The organism is Sporosarcina sp. E16_8, from assembly GCF_017347095.1.
Taxonomy (GTDB): Bacteria; Bacillota; Bacilli; order Bacillales_A; family Planococcaceae; genus Sporosarcina.
Genome location: NZ_JADPRZ010000003.1, coordinates 119,378 through 139,531, shown reverse-complemented (window position 1 = coordinate 139,531; position 20,154 = coordinate 119,378). Strand labels below are relative to the sequence as shown.

24 protein-coding genes are annotated in these 20,154 nt (G+C 41.9%); 22 read left to right on the top strand and 2 right to left on the bottom strand.

Going from position 1 to position 20,154, the window contains the following annotated elements:
• Positions 1 to 7 precede the first annotated feature (7 nt).
• From I2484_RS04015 to I2484_RS03920, 20 genes are all read left to right on the top strand, one after another.
• Positions 8 to 1,174 carry a phage portal protein gene (locus I2484_RS04015; RefSeq protein WP_255551061.1) on the top strand — a complete coding sequence of 389 codons (1,167 nt, stop codon included), beginning with the start codon at positions 8 to 10 and terminating at the stop codon, positions 1,172 to 1,174.
• Positions 1,171 to 1,902, top strand: coding sequence for a head maturation protease, ClpP-related (locus tag I2484_RS04010; protein WP_207149750.1), 732 nt, complete (start codon positions 1,171 to 1,173; stop codon positions 1,900 to 1,902). Before I2484_RS04015 ends, I2484_RS04010 begins: the two co-directional genes overlap by 4 nt.
• A 48-nt stretch (positions 1,903 to 1,950) precedes the next feature.
• Positions 1,951 to 3,135: a phage major capsid protein gene (locus tag I2484_RS04005; protein WP_207149749.1), complete on the top strand. Its 1,185-nt coding sequence runs from the start codon at positions 1,951 to 1,953 to the stop codon at positions 3,133 to 3,135.
• A 16-nt stretch (positions 3,136 to 3,151) separates the two neighbouring features.
• Positions 3,152 to 3,358 carry a hypothetical protein gene (locus I2484_RS04000; protein ID WP_207149748.1) on the top strand — a complete coding sequence of 69 codons (207 nt, stop codon included), beginning with the start codon at positions 3,152 to 3,154 and terminating at the stop codon, positions 3,356 to 3,358.
• Complete coding sequence (locus I2484_RS03995; RefSeq protein ID WP_207149747.1) at positions 3,355 to 3,654, top strand: phage head-tail connector protein; 300 nt, start codon at positions 3,355 to 3,357, stop codon at positions 3,652 to 3,654. The genes I2484_RS04000 and I2484_RS03995 overlap by 4 nt, the downstream gene beginning before the upstream one ends.
• Positions 3,629 to 3,985: a phage head-tail adapter protein gene (locus I2484_RS03990; RefSeq protein ID WP_207149746.1), complete on the top strand. Its 357-nt coding sequence runs from the start codon at positions 3,629 to 3,631 to the stop codon at positions 3,983 to 3,985. The genes I2484_RS03995 and I2484_RS03990 overlap by 26 nt, the downstream gene beginning before the upstream one ends.
• Complete coding sequence (locus tag I2484_RS03985) at positions 3,978 to 4,370, top strand: hypothetical protein (protein WP_207149745.1); 393 nt, start codon at positions 3,978 to 3,980, stop codon at positions 4,368 to 4,370. The genes I2484_RS03990 and I2484_RS03985 overlap by 8 nt, the downstream gene beginning before the upstream one ends.
• On the top strand, positions 4,354 to 4,770 hold the full coding sequence (locus I2484_RS03980; protein WP_255551060.1) for a hypothetical protein: 417 nt from the start codon (positions 4,354 to 4,356) through the stop codon (positions 4,768 to 4,770). The genes I2484_RS03985 and I2484_RS03980 overlap by 17 nt, the downstream gene beginning before the upstream one ends.
• Entirely contained in the window at positions 4,771 to 5,361 is a 591-nt protein-coding gene (locus I2484_RS03975) for a phage tail protein (RefSeq protein ID WP_207149744.1), read from the top strand. It begins immediately after the preceding gene.
• A gap of 89 nt (positions 5,362 to 5,450) precedes the next feature.
• Positions 5,451 to 5,903 (top strand): hypothetical protein, encoded by a 453-nt coding sequence (locus I2484_RS03970; protein ID WP_207149743.1) that lies wholly within the window; start codon positions 5,451 to 5,453, stop codon positions 5,901 to 5,903.
• Positions 5,904 to 6,077: 174 nt separating this feature from the next.
• Positions 6,078 to 10,520, top strand: coding sequence for a phage tail tape measure protein (locus I2484_RS03965; protein ID WP_207149742.1), 4,443 nt, complete (start codon positions 6,078 to 6,080; stop codon positions 10,518 to 10,520).
• Positions 10,517 to 10,903 (top strand): distal tail protein Dit, encoded by a 387-nt coding sequence (locus I2484_RS03960; protein ID WP_207149741.1) that lies wholly within the window; start codon positions 10,517 to 10,519, stop codon positions 10,901 to 10,903. The genes I2484_RS03965 and I2484_RS03960 overlap by 4 nt, the downstream gene beginning before the upstream one ends.
• Positions 10,904 to 11,281: a phage tail fiber protein gene (locus I2484_RS03955; protein WP_207149740.1), complete on the top strand. Its 378-nt coding sequence runs from the start codon at positions 10,904 to 10,906 to the stop codon at positions 11,279 to 11,281. It abuts the gene before it with no gap.
• Between the two features lie 13 nt (positions 11,282 to 11,294).
• Complete coding sequence (locus I2484_RS03950) at positions 11,295 to 12,554, top strand: phage tail spike protein (protein WP_207149739.1); 1,260 nt, start codon at positions 11,295 to 11,297, stop codon at positions 12,552 to 12,554.
• A gap of 3 nt (positions 12,555 to 12,557) precedes the next feature.
• A complete protein-coding gene (locus I2484_RS03945) occupies positions 12,558 to 13,982 on the top strand; it encodes a hypothetical protein (RefSeq protein ID WP_207149738.1) in 1,425 nt (474 codons plus the stop codon).
• 21 nt (positions 13,983 to 14,003) lie between these two features.
• Positions 14,004 to 15,026 carry a hypothetical protein gene (locus tag I2484_RS03940; RefSeq protein ID WP_207149737.1) on the top strand — a complete coding sequence of 341 codons (1,023 nt, stop codon included), beginning with the start codon at positions 14,004 to 14,006 and terminating at the stop codon, positions 15,024 to 15,026.
• Between the two features lies 1 nt (position 15,027).
• Positions 15,028 to 15,807, top strand: a complete 780-nt coding sequence (locus I2484_RS03935) for a hypothetical protein (protein ID WP_207149736.1) — start codon at positions 15,028 to 15,030, stop codon at positions 15,805 to 15,807.
• Positions 15,808 to 15,888: 81 nt separating this feature from the next.
• Positions 15,889 to 16,383, top strand: a complete 495-nt coding sequence (locus tag I2484_RS03930; RefSeq protein ID WP_346014151.1) for a phage holin family protein — start codon at positions 15,889 to 15,891, stop codon at positions 16,381 to 16,383.
• The gene (locus I2484_RS03925; protein WP_207149734.1) at positions 16,383 to 17,081 is read left to right on the top strand and encodes a peptidoglycan recognition protein family protein; all 699 of its coding nucleotides are present in this window, start codon (positions 16,383 to 16,385) and stop codon (positions 17,079 to 17,081) included. Before I2484_RS03930 ends, I2484_RS03925 begins: the two co-directional genes overlap by 1 nt.
• 121 nt (positions 17,082 to 17,202) lie before the next feature.
• Entirely contained in the window at positions 17,203 to 17,478 is a 276-nt protein-coding gene (locus I2484_RS03920; protein WP_207149733.1) for a hypothetical protein, read from the top strand.
• Positions 17,479 to 17,573: 95 nt separating this feature from the next.
• Here the strand turns inward: I2484_RS03920 and I2484_RS03915 are convergent, their stop codons facing one another.
• Positions 17,574 to 18,176 (bottom strand): hypothetical protein, encoded by a 603-nt coding sequence (locus I2484_RS03915; protein ID WP_207149732.1) that lies wholly within the window; start codon positions 18,174 to 18,176, stop codon positions 17,574 to 17,576.
• 96 nt (positions 18,177 to 18,272) lie between these two features.
• Positions 18,273 to 18,509, bottom strand: a complete 237-nt coding sequence (locus tag I2484_RS03910; protein WP_207149731.1) for a helix-turn-helix domain-containing protein — start codon at positions 18,507 to 18,509, stop codon at positions 18,273 to 18,275.
• Between the two features lie 172 nt (positions 18,510 to 18,681).
• On the opposite strand from I2484_RS03910, the gene I2484_RS03905 reads away from it, so the two are divergent.
• Positions 18,682 to 19,161, top strand: coding sequence for a hypothetical protein (locus I2484_RS03905; protein ID WP_207149730.1), 480 nt, complete (start codon positions 18,682 to 18,684; stop codon positions 19,159 to 19,161).
• Positions 19,162 to 19,195: 34 nt separating this feature from the next.
• Positions 19,196 to 20,080, top strand: a complete 885-nt coding sequence (locus I2484_RS03900) for a helix-turn-helix domain-containing protein (RefSeq protein ID WP_207149729.1) — start codon at positions 19,196 to 19,198, stop codon at positions 20,078 to 20,080.
• Positions 20,081 to 20,154: the final 74 nt, after the last annotated feature.

Here is a 20,154-nt window from a genome sequence, read left to right as displayed (position 1 = left end):
TGAAAATTTGGGGTTTGTAGATTGGGCACGGACGATATTCAATAAAAACACTAATACGTTGAACTTGGATAATTGTCATTATGTGTTGAGTGTTGAGTATTACTATAAACAATTAGCTGTCGAAACATGCGTGGACTTAATCGCGAATGCTTTGTCCGGTTGCGAGATTCAAACTTATTCAAAAGGAAAGCCGATTCGTGGCGAAATGTATTATCTGCTAAACGTGCAACCGAACGTCAATCAAAGCGCTACAGAATTTTTCCATGATGTCGTCCGTAAATATGTATACGACACCGAATGCTTAATCATTATGCAAGACGATCAGTTATATGTAGCAGATGAATTCGAAATGATGGAGTATGCATTTAAGCCGAATATGTATAAAAAAGTTAAAGTCGGCGAATTACAGTTGGATAAAACATTTTACGAAAAAGATGTCATCCACATTCGGGTGAAAGATAGAAACCTGTTGAAGGTTATAAACGGTTTGTATGAGTCTTATGGGAAATTGCTTGCCTCATCAATGTCATATTATCGTCGCAAGAATAACAAACGTCTTTTAATAAAAGGCGACTTCCTACGAGCACAAACGAAAGAAATGCAAGAAGCCGTTGACGCCATGTTCGAGGGGCAATTAAAAAACTGGTTTGATCCCGACAAAGAAGGCACGGCATTTCAACTCCAGGACGGATATGTGTTCGAGGATATGAGCGATTCGAATTCTGCAATGGGTTCCACTGACAGCCGAGATATTAATAATCTGATTGACGATATATTTAATTTTGTGGCAATGGCTTTCCACGTCCCACGGGGCTTATTAAAAGGCGACCTTGCAGACGTTGAAAAGCAGACGAATTCTTTTTTGATGTTTGCTATTAGACCACCCGCAGAATTAATAGCGGATGAATTCAATCGGAAAATGTATACCAAACAAGAATATACTGAGCGTACTTATTTGAAAATCGATACATCGAAAATCAAAGTAATTGATATTGGACAGGTCGCAACCGCTGTAGATAAGCTGTTCGCAATCGGTTCTGCCACGATTAATGATATTCAAGAGATCCTTGGTCGCGAACCAATCGATGAAGAGTACGGTGATTATCGATTTGTCACGAAGAACTATGAGCGTGTGGGTGCTGAAACTCATTTGAAAGGGGGTGAAAATGAATGACAAGGAAACGACGATTTAAAAATGAAAAGTATGATGAAAAGGTAAGCGTCCCGCATCAATTCAAAGCTGAAACGAATGCGGATAATACTCAATCAACTATCGTTATCTATGGCGAAATTGGCGAATCTTGGTTCGGTGAATCTACGACAGCTGGCGACGTTGAAAACGCACTTAAAAATATCACGTCCAGTGAAATCATTGTGCGCTTGAATAGTCCGGGTGGTTCCGCATTTGATGGAATCGCAATTTATAATTTACTGAAAACACATTCCGCAAAAATCATTATATATATTGACGGATGGGCAGCATCAGCAGCTTCAATCATCGCAATGGCAGCCGATGTGCTTATCATTAATATTGGAGGGATGCTAATGATTCATGAGGCATCGACTGGAATGTGGGGATTTAAAGAAGACTTTGAAAAAGAAGCTGTCGTATTAGGCAAGTTAAATCAATCGCTGATCGATATTTATATGACGCGCTTTAAAGGAGAACGTCCCGAAATTGAAACGATGGTCAGCAATGAAACGTGGTTCACAGCGTCCGAAGCGGTTGATTTTGGACTAGCAGACAGCGTGGGTGGTGCGCCGATTGCGCCGGTTCAAACAGATCCCGAAGACTTTAAAAATAGCGTGCTTGCACGATTCCGAAATAAACAAACCGAACCTAATCCACAGTCAACACCCGAACAACCAAAAAACATATTAAACCAATTCAAACGCGACTGATCCCAGTAGGCGTTTTTAATTTGGTGAAAAAACAGGAGGTCATTGATAATGACAGGAATTAAAAATTTAGATAAAGCACCCAAAATGCCGGTTGCTACAAAAGAAGAACAAGTCGCGGCAATGCAAGCAGTTTTTGAGAGTGGCGATTCAACACTTGTAGCACAAGCAATCGTGGAAAACTATGAGAATAACGCACTCCATTTTCAAAACATGATGAATGAAACGATTCTTGAAGCGAAACGCGCAAACGAAGAACAATGGGATGATGCAGCATTAACAGCTCGTGGTGTTCGCACACTTACGACTGCTGAAAAGAAATTTTATAATGCTGCAATCGAAGTAACATCTTTCGATGGCGTTTCAGCACTTGTCCCACCAACTGTGTATGACCGCGTATTCGAGGACTTGACAATCGAGCACCCACTTCTTTCACGCATTAATTTCCAGCGTGTAGGTGCAACGACGGCATGGGTAACCCGCAAAGAAGGTTCTACTGCTGGGTATTGGGGCGACGTGTGTGATGACATTCAAGAAATGATTGGACACGGATTCAAAACTGTGGACCAAGGCATGTTCAAATTCTCGGGATTCCTAGTCGTTTGTAAAGCAATGTTTGAGCTTGGACCAGAATGGTTAGATCGCTACGTCCGTGCATTTCTAATGGAAATTATCGCGTCTGAATTAGAAAAAGTTATCGTTGTAGGAACGGGTAATAAACAGCCAATCGGCATGACTCGCGACCTTGATGGCGCTGTCGTTGGTGGCGAATATCCCGAAAAAGCTAAAGTTGCGCTACCGGATTTCACACCTGTGACAATCGGCAGTCAAATCCTTGCGCCGACTACGAAAAATGGAACTAGACCATATACGGGTGTGACGCTTATTGTTAATCCGTTTGATTATGCTTCGAAATTCTTTGCTCTAGGTGCAAAACAGAAGGATGACGGTTCATGGTCTTATGATAATTTCGCCGTACCAGGACTAGAAGTTGTTCAGTCTTCCGCAGTACCACTCAATACAATGATTGCCGGGAAGCCAAAAGATTACTTTATGGGTGTCGGAGCAGAGGCGCAACTGGAATCTACGGATGTCTTACGAATGATCCAAGACCAACGTCTGTACTTAGTACGACAACTCGTTAATGGCCGTCCGCTAGATGCAGACTCTTTCACTGTGTTCAATATTGAAAATATGAAACTAACTCGGGTTGAAGCCGAAACACCTACACCCTAATTGGAGGTGATTGTGTATGTATCCAGTGATCAATACGTTTATCGCAAATGAACATGAAAAAACAAAGTACAATATTGGCGAAACCTATCCGAAAGCAGGATTCAAGGCTGATGCTAAACGCGTGAAATTTTTAAAAAGTGCGGAGAATCGTTGGAAAGTTCCTTTTCTCGGTGCTGAGATTAAGCCGGAGAAAAAATCTGAAAAGTCGAGTGATGCGGAATGACGTTGCTCGTCGAATTGAAAAGTCGTTTGCGGATTACGTGGAACGAGGAAGATGCAGATCTATCGAAAACTATCGAACGTTCGAAGTCGTACCTTGTCGAGTTGACGGGCGCGGCTTTTAATTTCGAAAAAAACGAGTGGTTAAAGGATTTGTTACTCGAACGTTGTCGATATTCCTACAATAACGCGTCTGACGAATTCGAAATCAACTTTGGTCATGAGTTAAAACGACTTATCATACATGTCGCATTAGGCAAGGTGGTGACTGTGGATGGCGAAGAATCACCAGGTCCGTGAAACATACAATGACGGGTTTGTTACTTATGGTTACAAAGAAACTAAGCGGACCGAAACAGGTAAGCGTATAGGTGAAACCTTTCAGGCGGTCGGCAGACTAGCTTATAAAGAAATATCCTGTCGTGATACCGACTATCAGTTGGCGTCATTTATGAGTGCGACACTGGACTATAAATTGAAGACGTTGTTTCCGCCATCGTTTCATGGGATTAACCGCAGCAAATTAAAGGTAGTTAAAGATGGCATCGAATTTGATGTTATCAAGGTCGATCCCGACCGCGAAAAAAGTTGTCTGTATTTTTATTTGCAGGAGGTGGGCGTTGTTGAGTAAAACAAAAACGCATATGAGAGGGCAGATCAGCGATATACACGCCGGTCTGTCCTCTTTCTCTATCCCTGTATTTGAGGATGAGATAGCGGAAGACGAGGAAAAAGGGTTAATCGATTACCATTGTTTTGTTTATGAAACTAGCGGCATGAAGAATGAGAAAGATATGAAAAGCTTGACGCAAGCCATTCACATTTATTATTATTCCGAAAATCGATCTGATATTGATGAGCAAACAGTGGATATTATCATGGCGCTGTCGGGAGTTAAGGGCATGACGCTTGAACGCACCGAAAAACAACGTCTACAAAAGAAAGATACAGACCGCTTTATTGATCGCGTCATTCTTACTTATGTGAGGAGGATTAATATTGGGTGTCAGATTTGAAATAGATTACAAGGAAATTGAGGCGCTGGAAAGGAATATCAAACTCATTCCAGGGAAAGCGGAACAGGCGATTAATGAAGTATTGCACGTCGAGGGCGTTAGAATAGCCACGGAGCAAATTACGAATTTATTGCCAGTATCCAAACGCCATAAAAACCACTCGAAAAACAGCAATTGGGCAAAGAGTAGGACGGGAAATCTTGAATTCACAGTGTTAACAAAAGGCGGCGCTGCAAGTAACAAGGGTAGTTATGGCTATCTTGTATTTCCGGACGAAGGACGAGGACGCAGCAACCCGACGGCGCATCATTTTATGCAACGCGGACTAGACGCAGCGACACCCATCATCGTCGAAAAAATGAGCGAGAAACTAACCCAAATCATACAGGAGGTTTTATAAATGGCAGTTACAAAAGTTATCGAGTTTGACGCGGTATCAATCAAGAATGCGAGTATCCAGGTCTTTGAAAACAACGTCGCGGGGGCGGGTACTTCGTTCGGTTGCGTCGGTTCTATCGAAGGTGAGACAGAGGTAAAAGAACTAGTTAAAATCTGTGAAGGTGTAGAGGCGAAGAAAGTTGTTATCCCTCTTAAAATGAATTTGAGCGTATCTGCACATATTCCGGTTGACGTTGCACGTGATATTTTCGGACTTTCAAACGAAGGGCTGAAAGCGGGCGTCTTTGCATACGGTCCCGAATCACTTGGTAAACGTTTTATCTTTACCGCTGACGTAGTGGATGAATTCGAAGACGTTGTTAAACTAATCGCATTCCCTAACTCTTCTAACGCTTCCGGTTTCCAGATTAAAGTTGAAAACGGGCAGGACGAGGTAGCTTTGCTGGAAATGGAATTCACGGCACTAGTGGATCCTAACAACAAGTTTTATTATGAGGCAATGGTTACGGAAATTGAAGAGGCGGACGTTGCAATTGCAACGTCATGGCATACAGCATTTACAACAGAGTTGGTTAAATCTTTACTGCCTTAATAGTAGCTTCATAACGATACAAAGAATTGTCCCTGTCCGCGTGATGGGGCTTTTTTTTTAGCAAAATTAAACTTAGGGGGAAATGAATAATGAAAATCCAAAAAGTAACGTTAAAAGAGGCAGTATCACATGAGGTCGAGGGCGAATTTGAAATGATTTACACAAACGAAAAAACGCACCCAGCATTTTTGACAAACGCGGCATTGAAACGCGGTCGTGATCTTGGTCTCATCGAGGGTAGTTTAGTCGGGGAATTGGCAAAGCTGCAAGACTTCGAAAGAATGACAAGCGGTGACGAGACTGATTTAGAACTACTGGAAAACTTCGATGACACTAAAATGATCCAAGTGATTTATCTTGCATTTATCGGAGCAAATAAGAGTTCCGGTCTATCATTTGACGAGTTCATTGATCTTTATCATGGCGACTTTTCGGAAACAATCACTTTGTATATTCAATTGATCAGCGACTCGATGACAAAGGACGGCAACAACTTTGCGGCAGGACTAAAAAACGGAACGGCTGCAAGTAAAAAAAAATAAAATCACCCGAATTAAATATTGAATGCGTTGAAGATTTATATATATTGTACTGCCTAACCGCCGGGATAGATTCGGAGGTTTTTTGGCATTTCCCTATTGAATCCGTAGAACGCATTTACAGTGGGAAGTTAGCTTACGACGGATGGAGCAACAACCCGAAAGAGAGGTGAGGGCATGGCAAAAGATACAGAAGCAAAAGTGACCTTTAAAGCCTTTAATAAAGATTTCAATAAAGCAATTTCCGAAATGAATAAAGAATCGGGAAGATTGCGCCAAGAAATGAAGCTGCAATCCGAGCAAATGAAACACAGCGGCACCGAATCCGAAAAGCTACAAACAAAACTAGGCGGATTAAGTAAGCAATATGAATTAGCTAAACAAAAAACCTCGGAAACAGCCGCGCAATTAGAACGAGCAAAGGCGACGTGGGGCGCTAATTCAGAAGAGGTCCGCAAACTAGAAGATCAGCTAAATAGGACGAGGATCGCTGAACAACAAATCGCAAACAGTATGACAGAAACAACTGCCAGTCTACAAGGCGTTGCGGAAGCAGAAGCAGCCCGCACTAGTGAGGCAGCCAAGGCGGAAGAACAACTAAACTCATTGAAGTCAACGGAAGAAGAGTTAAAAAACTCATCCGAGAAACTGACTGCCGAATACGAATTACAGAAAGCGCAACTGGGCGAAAATGCATCTGAAAGCGAAAAGCTTGCCGCGCAATTGGAACACTTGAACCAATCGCATGATGCGGCTAGTGAGTCAGTTAGGAATTACGAACAACAACTAGAAGAGGCGAAGTCGCAGTACGGCGAGAACTCGACGGAAGTTGATAATTATGAACGTCAATTAATTGAAGCCCGTACAGCCGAACAACAGCTTGCCAATGAAATAAACGCTACCGCATCCGAATTACGCGAGCAAGAAAGTGTATTGAAAAAGACATCCGAGGCGCTTGGTAAAGTAGGCGACAAGATGACGGACATCGGTAAGGGCATGACCAAAAAAATCACTGCCCCAATCATTGCCGTGGGTGCGGGTATGGCGAAAGTCGCGATAGACCAAGAGAACTCATTCGCGCAAACGTCCACACTGCTTGAAGGGTCAGAATCGGAATTAACCGACTACAAAAACAATATTCGTACGCTGTCGTCGGAAATGGGCGTCGCGTTCGGTGAGGTTGCAGAATCCGTTTACGGGTCACTATCCGCCGGGCAAACACAAGTTGACGCGATTGAGTTCACCGAGAAAGCTATGAAATTGGCTGGTGGTGGATTTACCGATACATCAAAAGCCGTGGACGTATTAACGACCGCACTGAACGCCTACAAACTCGAATCAACCGAAGCCACCAATATTTCCGATATGTTAATCACTACTCAAAATAAAGGTAAAACCACGGTTGATGAACTTGCGGTGTCTATGGGAGCGGTTATCCCTATTGCGCAATCGCAAGGCGTGGGGTTCGATCAGTTAGCTGCGGGATATGCCGTCCTTACTAAAAACGGTGTAGCGACAGCAGAAGCCGGAACCGGCATGAAAGCGATGTTCGGTGAACTTGGTAAAGCGGGTTCAAAAGTAGACAAGATACTAAGGGCTGGGACAGGTAAATCATTCTCCGAACTCCAGGCGGAAGGGAATAACACCGGCGAAGTTCTTAAATATCTGCAAGGCGTAGCGGATAAAAGCGGATTGAAATTGTCCGACCTATTCGGAAACGTTAGATCCGGCGGTGCGGCGTTAATACTAGCTGCCGAGGGCGGCGCGGAGTTCGATGAGTTTTTAGGTGATATGCAAAACTCTTCCGGAGCCACAGAAAAAGCATTCGGTATTATGGTCGATACAACAAAGGATAAAATGGCGATTGCAAAAGAAACAATCGTTAATACACTGGGGCAGATGGGTGATATGCTTCTGCCGATATTGGCAGATGTTGCAACAAAGATCAGTGAATTGGCAACGAAATTCAGTGAAATGAGTCCTGCCACCCAAAAGATGATCATGGTAATCGGTGGAATAGTGGCAGCAATCGGTCCAATACTTATTATAGTAGGCACACTGATAAGCGCCATCGGATCCATTGTTGGGGTATTCGCCACAGTTTCCCTAGCTGTCGCAAACGCGGGCGGTGTAATCGCCTTAATGTCTGCTAAACTTGCATTCTTGGGACCTGTATTCGCGGCGCTTACAGGACCTGTCGCCATTGCTATCGCTGCAATAGCGGGTATCGTCGCTGTCGTGATTCTCGCATACAACAAAGTTGAATGGTTCCGAGACGGGGTAAATGCAGCCTGGGAAGCGGTGAAAAAAGGCACAGAGCAAGCATTCGGCTTTGTATACGACATCATTTCTACAATTTTATCGAGTGTCGTTTCATTCGGAAAAGGTGTACTTGGTCAATTCAAAGTTTTTTGGGATGAAAACGGCAAGGCTATTTTCGCCATTGTCAAAATGTATTTCGGTTACATTAAAAACAACATTGAGATGGTCATGGGGATTATTAAAGGTATTTTCCAGGTCGTTTGGCCGATCATCTCCGGCATCGTCAAGATTGCTTGGGGGTTAATAAAAGCGATTGTTAAAACCGGTATTGATTTAGTTCTCGGGATTATTCAGACGGTTTTAAAGATTCTACAAGGTGATTGGGCAGGAGCCTGGGAAACGATTTGGGGAACCATGAAAAAGGTTTGGAGTAATATCACAGGATACCTAAAAGATGTGGACCTTGTGCAAATCGGTAAAGACATCATTCAAGGTTTAATAGATGGCATAACCACAATGGTAAACGCGGTAAAAAAAGCCATTAAAAATGTAACTGATGCCATTACAGGCACGGTAAGAAAAATACTCGGTATTAAGTCACCATCCACAGTGATGAAAGGTTTCGGTAAAAACACCGGTGAGGGAATGGCTATCGGTATCGCGTCCACAAAAGGCGCAAACCAAAAAGCCATGAAATCAGTCACTAAAGGCATCATAAGTACAGCCAAAAACGCTGACGCAGAAATCGATAAAATATTGAATGGCAGCGCAAAGAAACAAGCGAAGGGCGCTAAAGATAAAACAAAGAACAAGACGAAAAGCACAGCGAAAAGCGCGGCAAAAAGTGCTGAGTCGGCAGCCAAAAAGCAAGTGGCAGCCGCCAAGAAAGTAGCGGCTGAAAACAAACGTCGAGTTGCCGCAGCCGCAAAGGCTGAGCGTGACGCAGTAAGTGCGGCAATGACCGCTGTCTCTAGTAAGATCGCGGACAAAAAAGCAACTACTGGATTATCTAGCGCGGAAGAAGCGGCAATATGGAAAAAGTCTATTAACACATTTAAAAAAGGTAGTAAGGAACGCGCCAAGGCTCAAAACTCCTATACAGCCGCAATGAAAAAAGACGAGTCCGATAAAAAGGCAGTCGTCAAAGCGGAATTCGATAACATCAAACAAAGCATTGATGATAAAAAGTCACTGGATCAATTATCGTTAACGCAAGAATCCGAGATATGGAGAAAGTCTATTGGCAAGTTTAAAAAGGGCAGCAAAGCACGGATAGCCGCTCAAAAAGAATACCAAAAAGCATTAAAAGCAGTTAACGACAGCGTTAATAAGGTAAATGAAGACTTCAACAAGCGGGCGCAGAAAATTGATGACGACTACACCAAAAACTCATCCGATGCAGTGAAGGGTTACACGGACGCGTTTAAAAATAAGTACGAATCACTATTAGGTTTCGCTGGTTTATTTGATGAGTTTGAAATAAAAATGGAGAAAACGGGCGCGGATTTACTGCTTAATTTATCGAACCAAGTTGACGGCTTTGCCAGGTGGCAATCTGAAATCGGAAAACTTTCTATGCGCGGGACGGATGAAACCTTACTAGCAGAATTGCGTGAAATGGGTCCAAAGGCGTTGCCGGAACTTATCGCGTTGAATGAATTGACCGATGATCAACTATCAAGATATTCAGAGTTGTATAGAGTGAAAACCGAACAAGCGAGAGAACAAGCAGAATCAGAATTATCCGGAATGAAAGAAGATGTGGAGAAAAGCATTGAAGCGATGCGCGCCGCCGCCAATACAGAACTGGAAGTATTACAGGTTGAATGGGTGGCGCAAATTAAAGCTGTCACGAAAGCGACGGACGACGAGTTGCAATCACTGCAACAGATAGGCAGGGACGCCGGACAAGGGCTTATTAATGGTCTGTCATCTATGGAGGGCGCACTTAAAAAGCAAGCGACAACAATGGCGAAAGCTGTGAGTGAGACAATAAGAAAAGTGTTAGATATTAATTCCCCATCCCGCGTACTTGAGCAACTTGGAGTATGGACCGGTGAGGGTTTGGCGGTAGGTATTGACAACACGATATCTATTATAAAGGCGTCCGCTAAAAACTTGGCAAACGCCGCCATTCCGAAAATGACTGAAAGACCTACATTCGAAGCCCCGGAAAGTAACGCAGCTATACGAGGTGTAATACAATCACAGGCGCCAGCGGTCGATTCCGGTCCGGGTGCAATTTCAAATAGATTCCACATAGAAAACATGGAAGTACGCGACGACAATGATATAAAGAGCATAGCCAGGGAATTGTTGGTTATGCAACGAAGACACGAAAGGGGGCGCGGTCGATGACTTTATCTTTTAATGGCGTGAAATGTACAACTAAGAATTTAGAGGTATTGGACAGCCGGCGCCCTTTAATGGGAGAAACGCAAGATCAGTTTATTGAATTACCATATCACCAGGGCAGTATATTGATTCCGGATCCTTCTTTTCGCGACATTGAAATTGAAGTCGATTTCTTATTCGAAAAACCAAAAGGACTAGGATTTTATGCTGCCTGTCGAGGTGTGGCGGCGTGGTTATATGCTCCGGATTGGAAACCGTTAATATTCGACGATGATCCGACCGCTATTTATAAAGCCAAAGTAATAAATACTATAGACATCGAACGAATCGCGAGATATGGAACGTTTACCGTGAAATTTAGATGTTCACCATTGGAGGTGCTATAAATGTCAAACATGAGTAAGTATGCAGAATCGAAGATACTAACATCATTATTAGGTGGAACCGTATATGTCGCGCTATATACATCTAATCCAACCGAGAATGACCTGGGTACGGAGGTTTCCGGCGGGGCATATGAAAGGCAATTGTCTTCTTTCTCGGCTCCGACTGTCGCGGCAAGTAGAACGCTATGTACCAATACAGGAGCGATATCATTCCCGAAGGCAACAGAGGTATGGGGGCGTGTATCTCACATCGGATTACGGGATGCGAAAACCGGAGGGAATTTGCTTTATTACAAGGCATTGAACCAATCTATCGAAGTGAAAAAGGGTAGTCTGATACAGATTAGAGCAAGTGATTTAACAGTAGCGCAAGATTAGGAGGGGGTGGACGTTGGAACTGAAAGTTTATAACGATCTCCGGAACGAATTAGGGACAATAAAGAATTATAAAGAACCGAGTATATATGAGGAAATCAATGGACCTTATACGTTCCAATTTGAAACTTTCCGCGAGTCTTTCAACTTGTTAGGACCTAACCTGGTGATTGTGGACGGTCAAGATTTCCGCATTGCTCGAGTCGTGAAAAATCGCGCGTCGTTCCCCCACGCCAAAGTAGAATGCGAGCATATAAGTTATGACTTATTGCGTCATGACGTCAATTTCGAAGAAATAGAAACAAGCCCTCGGAGTATCATGGAGTTACTAGTGGAGGGTACGGGATTCAGTATAGGCGTCGTAGAATTTGCGGGATCCGTATTATATAAACCGAGTGAACAAAAAGTACGCGGGGCGTTGATTGGTCTCGCGCGTGGCATCGGCGGGGAGCTTGTCTTTGACAATAAAACAGTTTCGCTAATTCAACAACGCGGAATAAATCGAGGACTAGAATTCACGTTAGGCGTTAACATCCGAGACGTATCGGAGGAGGTTGATTATCGGATATATGGACAACGTTCATATGAAATCGATGTAGTGGACCTGTCGGAGTTAGATGACTATGACGGTTTCGCATCAATTGAAATCGGCGACAGTGTGCAGATAAGCGATCCGGAACTCGAAATCAACACGGTCCAAAGAGTGATTTCCATTGAACGAGATCCAGCGAGTAAAGCGTTGCCGCGTCTGCAAATTGGGCGCGTCGTATTTGACTTTTTTAATTACGAGGACGAAAAAGAAAAGGATCCGGATGAAGAAATACCGGGCGGACCGTCATCGTTAAAAGTCGATTTCGTCGGAATCGCGACCGTGGACGTCGCGTTTACTTTGGACGAAGGTGATGAATTCCCGTTTTTAATCGATGTCGAATTCGTAGGCGCATCGGAAGTGGAAGTTTACGCGGACCTCATCGCGGGAGTTGATGACGATAAAGATGAGGGTTATAAAGGGTTTTTCATCGAATTTGGATCAGCTAGTTTGTCCGAGTCATCCACGTTTATGTTTAGTACGCCCTATGATACTTTATCATCCGCGACATATGGGCTAGTGGGAGCAGTAAACCCCCGGTCAGTTTCGGTAGTATTCGAAGAGATCAAAACAGGCGGAAAAGTAACAGGCGTTAAGGCGTTAGGCAATTGGGGTACGGGTTCGGCACCCGCTTTGAAAGTTAATATCATGGCGGTATGTTATAAGGCAATAAGTGAGGCGGTTTAATACGTGACTTATAAATATTCGAGCGAATGGAATAGTGATATTAAAAGCGTTTCCGGTGCGAGCCGAGTTATTGAATATCTATCCGAACGAAAAGAAATCGAAACTTATACAGCGGTGCCGTTAGTTGAAACGGAAAACTATTATTACATGATTAACCGAAAATTTAATGGCGGGGCGCAAGTTTTAATTATCAGAAAGGCAACGGGGGAAATGAGGTTAAGTAATGGCGAAGTAGATCCGCGGGCGTCCTTTACGATAGTCGGAGATAGCCTGCATTTCGTAAGTTATTATTTAAGCGATTTCAGTGGCACGGCAATTTCTCATACAGTTTTCCAAAAGTTGCTGAATCCAGACGGGACCGCGACTGAAAAATATGTTAGTCTCAAAAACCCATTTACCATAATTACGACAACGCGGGATTATACAACTGGATCAAATGACTATTTCGACGAAAGTGGAAACTTAGTTATAGAGGCGGGGTATCAGCATAATTCTACGAAATTGGTTTCCAAGTGTAGATACAAGGTAACGCCTAGCGGTCAAGGTATAACAGCAGACGTTATCTTAGGTTCTAACGCGGCTACATTTGACGTTCGCGGCTCGGGGATGCGGCGCGAGCCTAGCAGACGGTTGAGGGGTGACTGGCAATTCGCGGGAGATGGGGCGGTAAGATCTGTCAATGCGGGGGGGATTACGGAAGTCACAGGACCATTCGGTACGCGAACGTTAGCCGTTTGGACGGATGTTGAAGGATATACGAAGTTATTGGATAAACCTCGAAACGAAGAACACGAAAATACGCGCGGTAGATTCGGGGTATATTTAGTTAATCAATCCCAAACTATCGGTACTATAATAACTTGTGGACACGATGGCGCTAGTGATACTTTTCAGTTAAAACATGATGAATCTCATGTTCATTGGAGCGATATTCAAGCGATAGACAGTAAAAATAATGTCTATTGGTACGGGGTTGGTGCGGGAAATGTTAGGGCTTTCAAAAAGGTATCTCCTAACGGTAATGTTTTATGGTCGCTGCCGATAGGTACTTTTGTTTTTGACCTGCGGTTCATAGAGAAGCAAAAAAAGATGTTAGTTATAACGTTTAATAATTCATGGCTACCGGGTCCGAATTTACATTGCATAGATACGGAAACCGGTGAATTAATATGGTCTTATAGCGGGTTAACGAAAGCGCGATCCCAACAATTAAGCGCTTATTTAAATAGCCCTATGCTTTTACTGGATATATACGACGAAGTAGAAAAGAAATTAAAACCAAAATTACTAGCACAAACAGGGTCCACATATTATTCGGAAAAATCCGCTGCTTATATACCGTATAAAATGGAAATGGTTAGCGTCGTAAATGGTGAATTAGTAATTTGTGAACGTATGCCGATGCACCCTAAATATCTAGCAACTTAATATAGAAGGAGGTAATAATAAATGAACTATTTTCACAGCGAATTAAAAGCGGGCGAAATGGTGAAGGTGCCGCTAAGTTCTTCAATCGCCACAATTAGCAACATGGGGGACAATGAATTGTCGGTGAACTTCGATTCGGAAGAACCCGGTTTAATAATCCCGAAAAAAATGGGGAGAACTTTTAATCTTAATGGTTATGTGGAATATCTATACTTATTATCCACACTAGGAACCACTGTACAAGTTGATGCGTTTGCCGGTGGTTACTTTATGACAAGTCCCGCTGTATCCGTAGAGGGTGGAGGGGTGCCGGAAGTGCCAGGCGGCGGAGATCCGGTAATTGTTAAATTTAAAGCAAGTCCTTATTTCCCGCTACCTATTCCGGGCGAATTTGATTCGTGGACGATTTCACATGAAGGTGAATATATTTTGACTTTTTATAACGGATTGCTTACGCAAGAAGAGTCAGGACAACAGTATGTATCCGACGAAATTAGTTATATGGACAGACGGACCAGCGGTTATGATTTCGAATATTCGCCGGATTGGGGCAGCGACGATCAACCCGTTCAATTTTATCCAAACAGGATCATTATAGCTAACAGCCATGTTATAAATGAATTTGGAGGTTCGCCGTTATATCAACCCTCTATATTCGGAACGTGGGAAGATAACAAAGGTAGATTAGATTTTTATCCTAAACGATATTTATCCATTCCTCCTAGAGCATATGACACGTGGATAATCACACGCGAGGGTGAGGATATATTTTTATATTTCCATAATGGTAACACGCTCTATATAGAGAGTAATAACATGATAGTGCAAGCGGGGTCGGGCTATAAAAAATACTCATGGACTGAGGACGGGGGATATATAGAGGTGGAAGATGTTTCTGATAGTTCTTTCAGGGTAGAATCAATTGCCTTGTCGGATATATTAGAATCTCACAAAGATATTCTCGACGGTAGTCAAAATTTCCTAAGACAAAGAACTCTATTAAGAGTCATTAATCCAAACGAACTTGAAACGGGGGGGGAATAACATGACTTATGTTAACGGTAATTACGGTAATAAACCCATTGGTTTAACGGACGTTAAACCGCAACCGTGGGCAAATATAAAATTCGAAGTAGATACATGGTACGACTGGGAATCGTGGGCGATCTTCGAGAAAGAAGGTGTATCTAAATTGTTTCTCACAGACACAAACAGTTTTTCTTGGGAGGAATTAGACGAGGTTTATGCCGAGTCAAGTAGACGATACGCGCTTTACGTTTGGGATGGCGTAGGGGAAAAGTGGGCGCTCGAAAGTCAATCGACAACAAGGATTCCCGTTTCGATTGATCCGGCGATATACGGAAATGTTGTAGCGAATACGCTAGAATTCGATATGTGGAACGGTCCGTATAAAAACACAAAAAAAGCGCAAATCATAACAGAAGGACGCGTACCGGTACCGGGATTCAAAGAAGATAAACGATTAGATATCGCAGCCCTTTTCGGAGATTATTTTATTATATTGGATGACGACGCCATACGGAAAATAGATTTGAATCCATCATACATCGTCGTGCATGATGATAAAAAGTTGATAAAGTTGGAAATTGACGAACTAGAATTCAGATCGTTTGATTATAAAAGTGGCGGGTATGGTAATTTTTCGTGGAGCGATAGGGGGACTATTGAAACGGCATACACGGAATTTTATCCATATACCAGGATTTACGGCGGATCAAAAGAAAAGACCGGTCCAGGCGGAGAAGTAATCTGCCCTAAACTAAAATTCCAATTATACAACGATTGGAAAGCCGAAAACCTATAAATGAAATGAAGGGCGTCCACACCAGGGCGTTCTTTTTATTTATCAAAAAATAAGGAGTGAAAAATAATGGGAGGTTTTAATTTGGGTCAATTAGAAATAGTTCATATGTATTTATTCGGGGGAGTTAAGTTTCTACATTTTTTATTGATTTTAATGGCTCTGGATATCATCACAGGTATTTTTAAAGCATACAAGAATGAAAACTTATGGAGTCGAAAGAGTCTGTTTGGCTATGCAAGAAAAATGCTAGTTCTCGTTATGATAATCATGGCCAACATTATCGACCAAATACTTGGCATGAGCGGTGCGGTAACTTATGCTACCGTTCTTTTTTATATTGTAAACGAAGCACTCAGTATCATGGAAAATATGGCTGAATTAGGCGTACTAGTTCCGGCAGGATTAGCATCTAAATTAAAGGTTATCGAATCGAGCAATCAGTCATTCTCAGAGGAGATTCGTGAGGAATTGATTGGTTCGAAGGTAGACCACCAATTAAATACTGCTAAGATCGATAATGCAATTAGTGCAAAAGTGGAAGAGTTAATAAATGATAAAAATGAAGGTGATAAATAATGGTTATCATCGATATTCGAAACGTAACACCTCGGACTAACGGTACCAGGAAAGAAACGGCCATTAAGAAGATTGCCCGTCATCACTCTGCTACACCAACAGGTAGCTGGGAGGCATTCTGGCCTTACTGGAATAAAACAAAAGGCTGGGGAACAGGCGGTTATCACGAAATCATTTTGCGTAATGGTGACGTGCAACTTTGTTACGATCCTGTTGAAATCACTAACGGTATTGCAAATCATAATACGAGTACCTATCATATCTGTGTTGTAGGCAACGGATCCTTTACAGACGCGCAAGAAAAAACGTTTGATGAGAGATGTAAACTTGCCATGAAACGGTTCGGGTTATCCGCTGCGGACATACTAGGACACAATGAGTTTAGCGGCGCTTCTACATCGTGCCCTGGCATTGATATGTCAATGGTTCGTACTAGGTTAGCAACAGGAAACAACACGGTTGCAGACACCAAGGCGCCTGTTAAAAAAGAGGGTGAAGAGTTGGAGTTTTCAAGCGGAACATTAAGAAAAGAATGGGAAACATTTTTAAATAGCAAGGCGCAACGCGAAATAGCGGTGCAAGCCGCAGTAAAAGCGGGCTACTCCGAAAAATGGATTAAGGATATGGAAGAGGGAAAAGCAACAGACGGTGATATTGTGATGCTCGGTCTTGGGGCGTTGATTCGTGTTAATAAGTAAGAACATAGTAAAAAGCGGTCCTCCACAGATTATATTGTGGATGGACCGCTTTTTATTTGCCTGAAATTAAAGGGTTTCCGATTAAGTTGTCGAATAATCAGATATCGAGGGGGATGATGACTTGAAATCTAAACTTATAGAGTTATTTGACGACGAATCTTTTGGCACCGATGCTATAAACAACGATGTCGGTATCATGATTAGTGATTTTGGAGATATGGTGGATTGCTTGGTTTTGGAGTACGAAGATCGATATGATGTGTACCTTAATTTGTACGATGAGGATGAAGCGCCACACAGAAATGTATTGGTTAAGGGTTCTTCTAAAAATAAAGAAATCGCAAAAAGAATAGCAGCAAGAAAATTAAACAAAGAATATGAGAATCTTGTTCATTAAAATGGTCAATTGGGCTTTTTATTTGTATGCAATACGAACGTATACTTTACAAGCAAGATAAAACGACCAATCCGATTACAGAAAGGTCGTTTTTGTTATTTACTCAACGCTGGATGTTCGAAATATTCATTGACCACATTTGGTATTTTCTCAACGTCAAAGTTTTCCCAATTCATTTTACTGTATACTTCTTTTGGAAAACTGAACATCATTATCCGTCCATCTTCGGTGTTTCCATATTGGTCTGAAAGCGGGAACATCCACTCGATTAATATGTTTTCTACACCCTCTATTTTCGATAACGGATCCAGTATTTTCGCTGATTCCATCCACATCATCCGACGCGTCATTTTGTTTGTTAAGTTCTCGCTTGCATTTAACGTGATGGATATTGTTCTTGTGTCATTTCCTAAATCGTTAGAAATAGCCTCGACGATACGAGTCTTTTTCATGTTTGTTGTGCTGTCTATTTTATCGGTGATGATTTTCTCGATTTCGGATTCCGCTTTTTCTTTTTCCGTTAATACAGGCGGTGTCTTTGTTTCGGCAACAACGGGTACTTTTTCCGCTTTAACTTCTGCTGCTTTTTCCTCTTCGGTTGGTGAAAAAATTACTCCAATAACGATAAACGCAACAATAGCTATTACCCACCACTTTTTATAAAAAGGTTTTTTATCGTTCATTTTCTTTTTGACCATTAAAATCCCTCCCGATTAATCTAATAGTCCTATGGTACGACATTATGGAGGAATTGGCTATATATGGACAAAAGAAAAACAGACAACTAAAGTTAGTCATCTGTCTTCTATAACATCTTTAGTTTCTACAATTTTAAACAGTTCGTTCATATCAGTGACTTCAAAAGCTTGTACAAGCTCGTTTAACGTAGCCTTTGTATAGCTTTTTGTTTTGTCGTTGAATAAATCGCTAACAGCTCGATTCGTCAAATTTGTTCTTTCAACTAAATCTTTCTGTTCCCACTCTTTTTCCGCAAGTAACACACGCAATCGTAATTTTACTTCTTTCGCCAAAACATTCCCTCCCTCACATGTATGTTGTGTAATTAGATTATATATTATTTAACTCAAATACGCAATTCGTAATTGACATTCATGTTTTGTTTGTTTAATATGTAACTTAGATACGAAATATGCATTTAAAATGTAAGGATTGTGAATCAATTACGGAAAAGAGGTGACATCAATGTATATGCCAAGCAAACACATCAACAATATTTGTATGGATTGTCATCCGCGTGATTACGTGAAGACACCAAGCGTGTACTCAGGTGAATTAGGCTTGTATAGCGATTGTGGGGAAATGGTCAACGAATACTTGTACAAGTGCTGTGAATGCGGCGCTAAGGCGTGGGTAGATGAACAATGGGTTAATAACAACAAAATAGAGGGAGATGGAAATGAAATGACTACAACATTTGAACATGCAATTAGGCTACTTAGAATTGATATTAAAAGGGAAGAAGCAAGAGCGATTCACTCATACGAAAATAAACAGGATGCGTTGAATCGCAAGGCGATCAGACTTGAAATATTGCGGCAAGAACTAGCTGCATTAAAAAAGTTTAGCAATGTGGACATTTGTGGACACGATAATCACGAAACAATACCAGTAGGCGGCAACGAAACAATAACTGTTTGCCGTGATTGTGGAAACGAACTTTAAATAATCAACCAGGGATGAAAGTGAGGTGAAGACGATGCCGTTTGAATATTTATCAGCATACAAAACATTTGAATCAGTAGCAGATATGGATAAGAGTGTGGAGGATCACATAGCAGCACATTATTTCAATTTAACAGAATCAGAGCGTGCCATCGTTTTCAAACTCGCTTCACGTTCATTAATGTATCCAGGGGCTTCACATTTAAAAGCTGAAACAATTGCGGATCAAGTAGGTGTTTCTACTAAGACTGTTTATCGTTCTATTAAAAAATTAGCAGAATTAGAAATCATAGAAAAAGTGCCTGGTACCAAACTAAACGGAATCAAGGGGGCTAGCATCTATAAGATTTTACCTTTTGATGAAAATGTCCCATCGGAAGTGTCTCAACGGGTGATAGTCGGTGAAGCTAGTAATGACGTGGCTTGTCCTCCACAATCTGAGAATCAATCACTAGAATCTTTTAATCTTTTAAGTTCTAAACAAGCAAATAATATTATAAGCGTCGGGGACGAATTAGCTTTGCAAGCTGAAAGGAAAAAAGAGTACATGAATGAGTATCAAGTAACGCTGTTTGATTTCATGCACTCATTACCAATGAAAGATGAATTGAAGGATGAGCTGCACAAAGTTGTACTAGCATCTCAAATAAATGATGCACGTGACTTTGTTCGCGCTAAAGATATTTTGTTAAATATCATTCGTGATGTTAATGAGGGAATACTAACAATATCCAGTACATTACGAGCAGTATATAAAGGGGCACATAGTAAGGTTATAGAGCGTCGGTATAATATGAAGGTCAATGTAACATCTGTGGAGGACAAGGCTTCAAATGTGCCTACTGTGCCGTTTTATAATTGGTTAGTTGAGCGTGATGGTCGTCCGTGTATCGGCAGTATTCTATCGATAAATGAGTGAGTACACTAGGAGATTACGCTTTACATTTGGAGAAAATAGAAGAAAAACCATCTAAATTAATACGGTTTGAGGTA

What these genes read in the sequence shown, in the direction of transcription:
- I2484_RS04010 (WP_207149750.1), top strand. Translation starts at nt 1,171, where the DNA reads ATGACAAGGAAACGACGATTTAAAAATGAAAAGTATGATGAAAAGGTA.
- I2484_RS04005 (WP_207149749.1), top strand. Translation starts at nt 1,951, where the DNA reads ATGACAGGAATTAAAAATTTAGATAAAGCACCCAAAATGCCGGTTGCT.
- I2484_RS04000 (WP_207149748.1), top strand. Translation starts at nt 3,152, where the DNA reads ATGTATCCAGTGATCAATACGTTTATCGCAAATGAACATGAAAAAACA.
- I2484_RS03995 (WP_207149747.1), top strand. Translation starts at nt 3,355, where the DNA reads ATGACGTTGCTCGTCGAATTGAAAAGTCGTTTGCGGATTACGTGGAAC.
- I2484_RS03990 (WP_207149746.1), top strand. Translation starts at nt 3,629, where the DNA reads ATGGCGAAGAATCACCAGGTCCGTGAAACATACAATGACGGGTTTGTT.
- I2484_RS03975 (WP_207149744.1), top strand. Translation starts at nt 4,771, where the DNA reads ATGGCAGTTACAAAAGTTATCGAGTTTGACGCGGTATCAATCAAGAAT.
- I2484_RS03970 (WP_207149743.1), top strand. Translation starts at nt 5,451, where the DNA reads ATGAAAATCCAAAAAGTAACGTTAAAAGAGGCAGTATCACATGAGGTC.
- I2484_RS03965 (WP_207149742.1), top strand. Translation starts at nt 6,078, where the DNA reads ATGGCAAAAGATACAGAAGCAAAAGTGACCTTTAAAGCCTTTAATAAA.
- I2484_RS03960 (WP_207149741.1), top strand. Translation starts at nt 10,517, where the DNA reads ATGACTTTATCTTTTAATGGCGTGAAATGTACAACTAAGAATTTAGAG.
- I2484_RS03955 (WP_207149740.1), top strand. Translation starts at nt 10,904, where the DNA reads ATGTCAAACATGAGTAAGTATGCAGAATCGAAGATACTAACATCATTA.
- I2484_RS03940 (WP_207149737.1), top strand. Translation starts at nt 14,004, where the DNA reads ATGAACTATTTTCACAGCGAATTAAAAGCGGGCGAAATGGTGAAGGTG.
- I2484_RS03935 (WP_207149736.1), top strand. Translation starts at nt 15,028, where the DNA reads ATGACTTATGTTAACGGTAATTACGGTAATAAACCCATTGGTTTAACG.
- I2484_RS03925 (WP_207149734.1), top strand. Translation starts at nt 16,383, where the DNA reads ATGGTTATCATCGATATTCGAAACGTAACACCTCGGACTAACGGTACC.
- I2484_RS03915 (WP_207149732.1), bottom strand. Translation starts at nt 18,176, where the DNA reads ATGGTCAAAAAGAAAATGAACGATAAAAAACCTTTTTATAAAAAGTGG.
- I2484_RS03905 (WP_207149730.1), top strand. Translation starts at nt 18,682, where the DNA reads ATGTATATGCCAAGCAAACACATCAACAATATTTGTATGGATTGTCAT.
- I2484_RS03900 (WP_207149729.1), top strand. Translation starts at nt 19,196, where the DNA reads ATGCCGTTTGAATATTTATCAGCATACAAAACATTTGAATCAGTAGCA.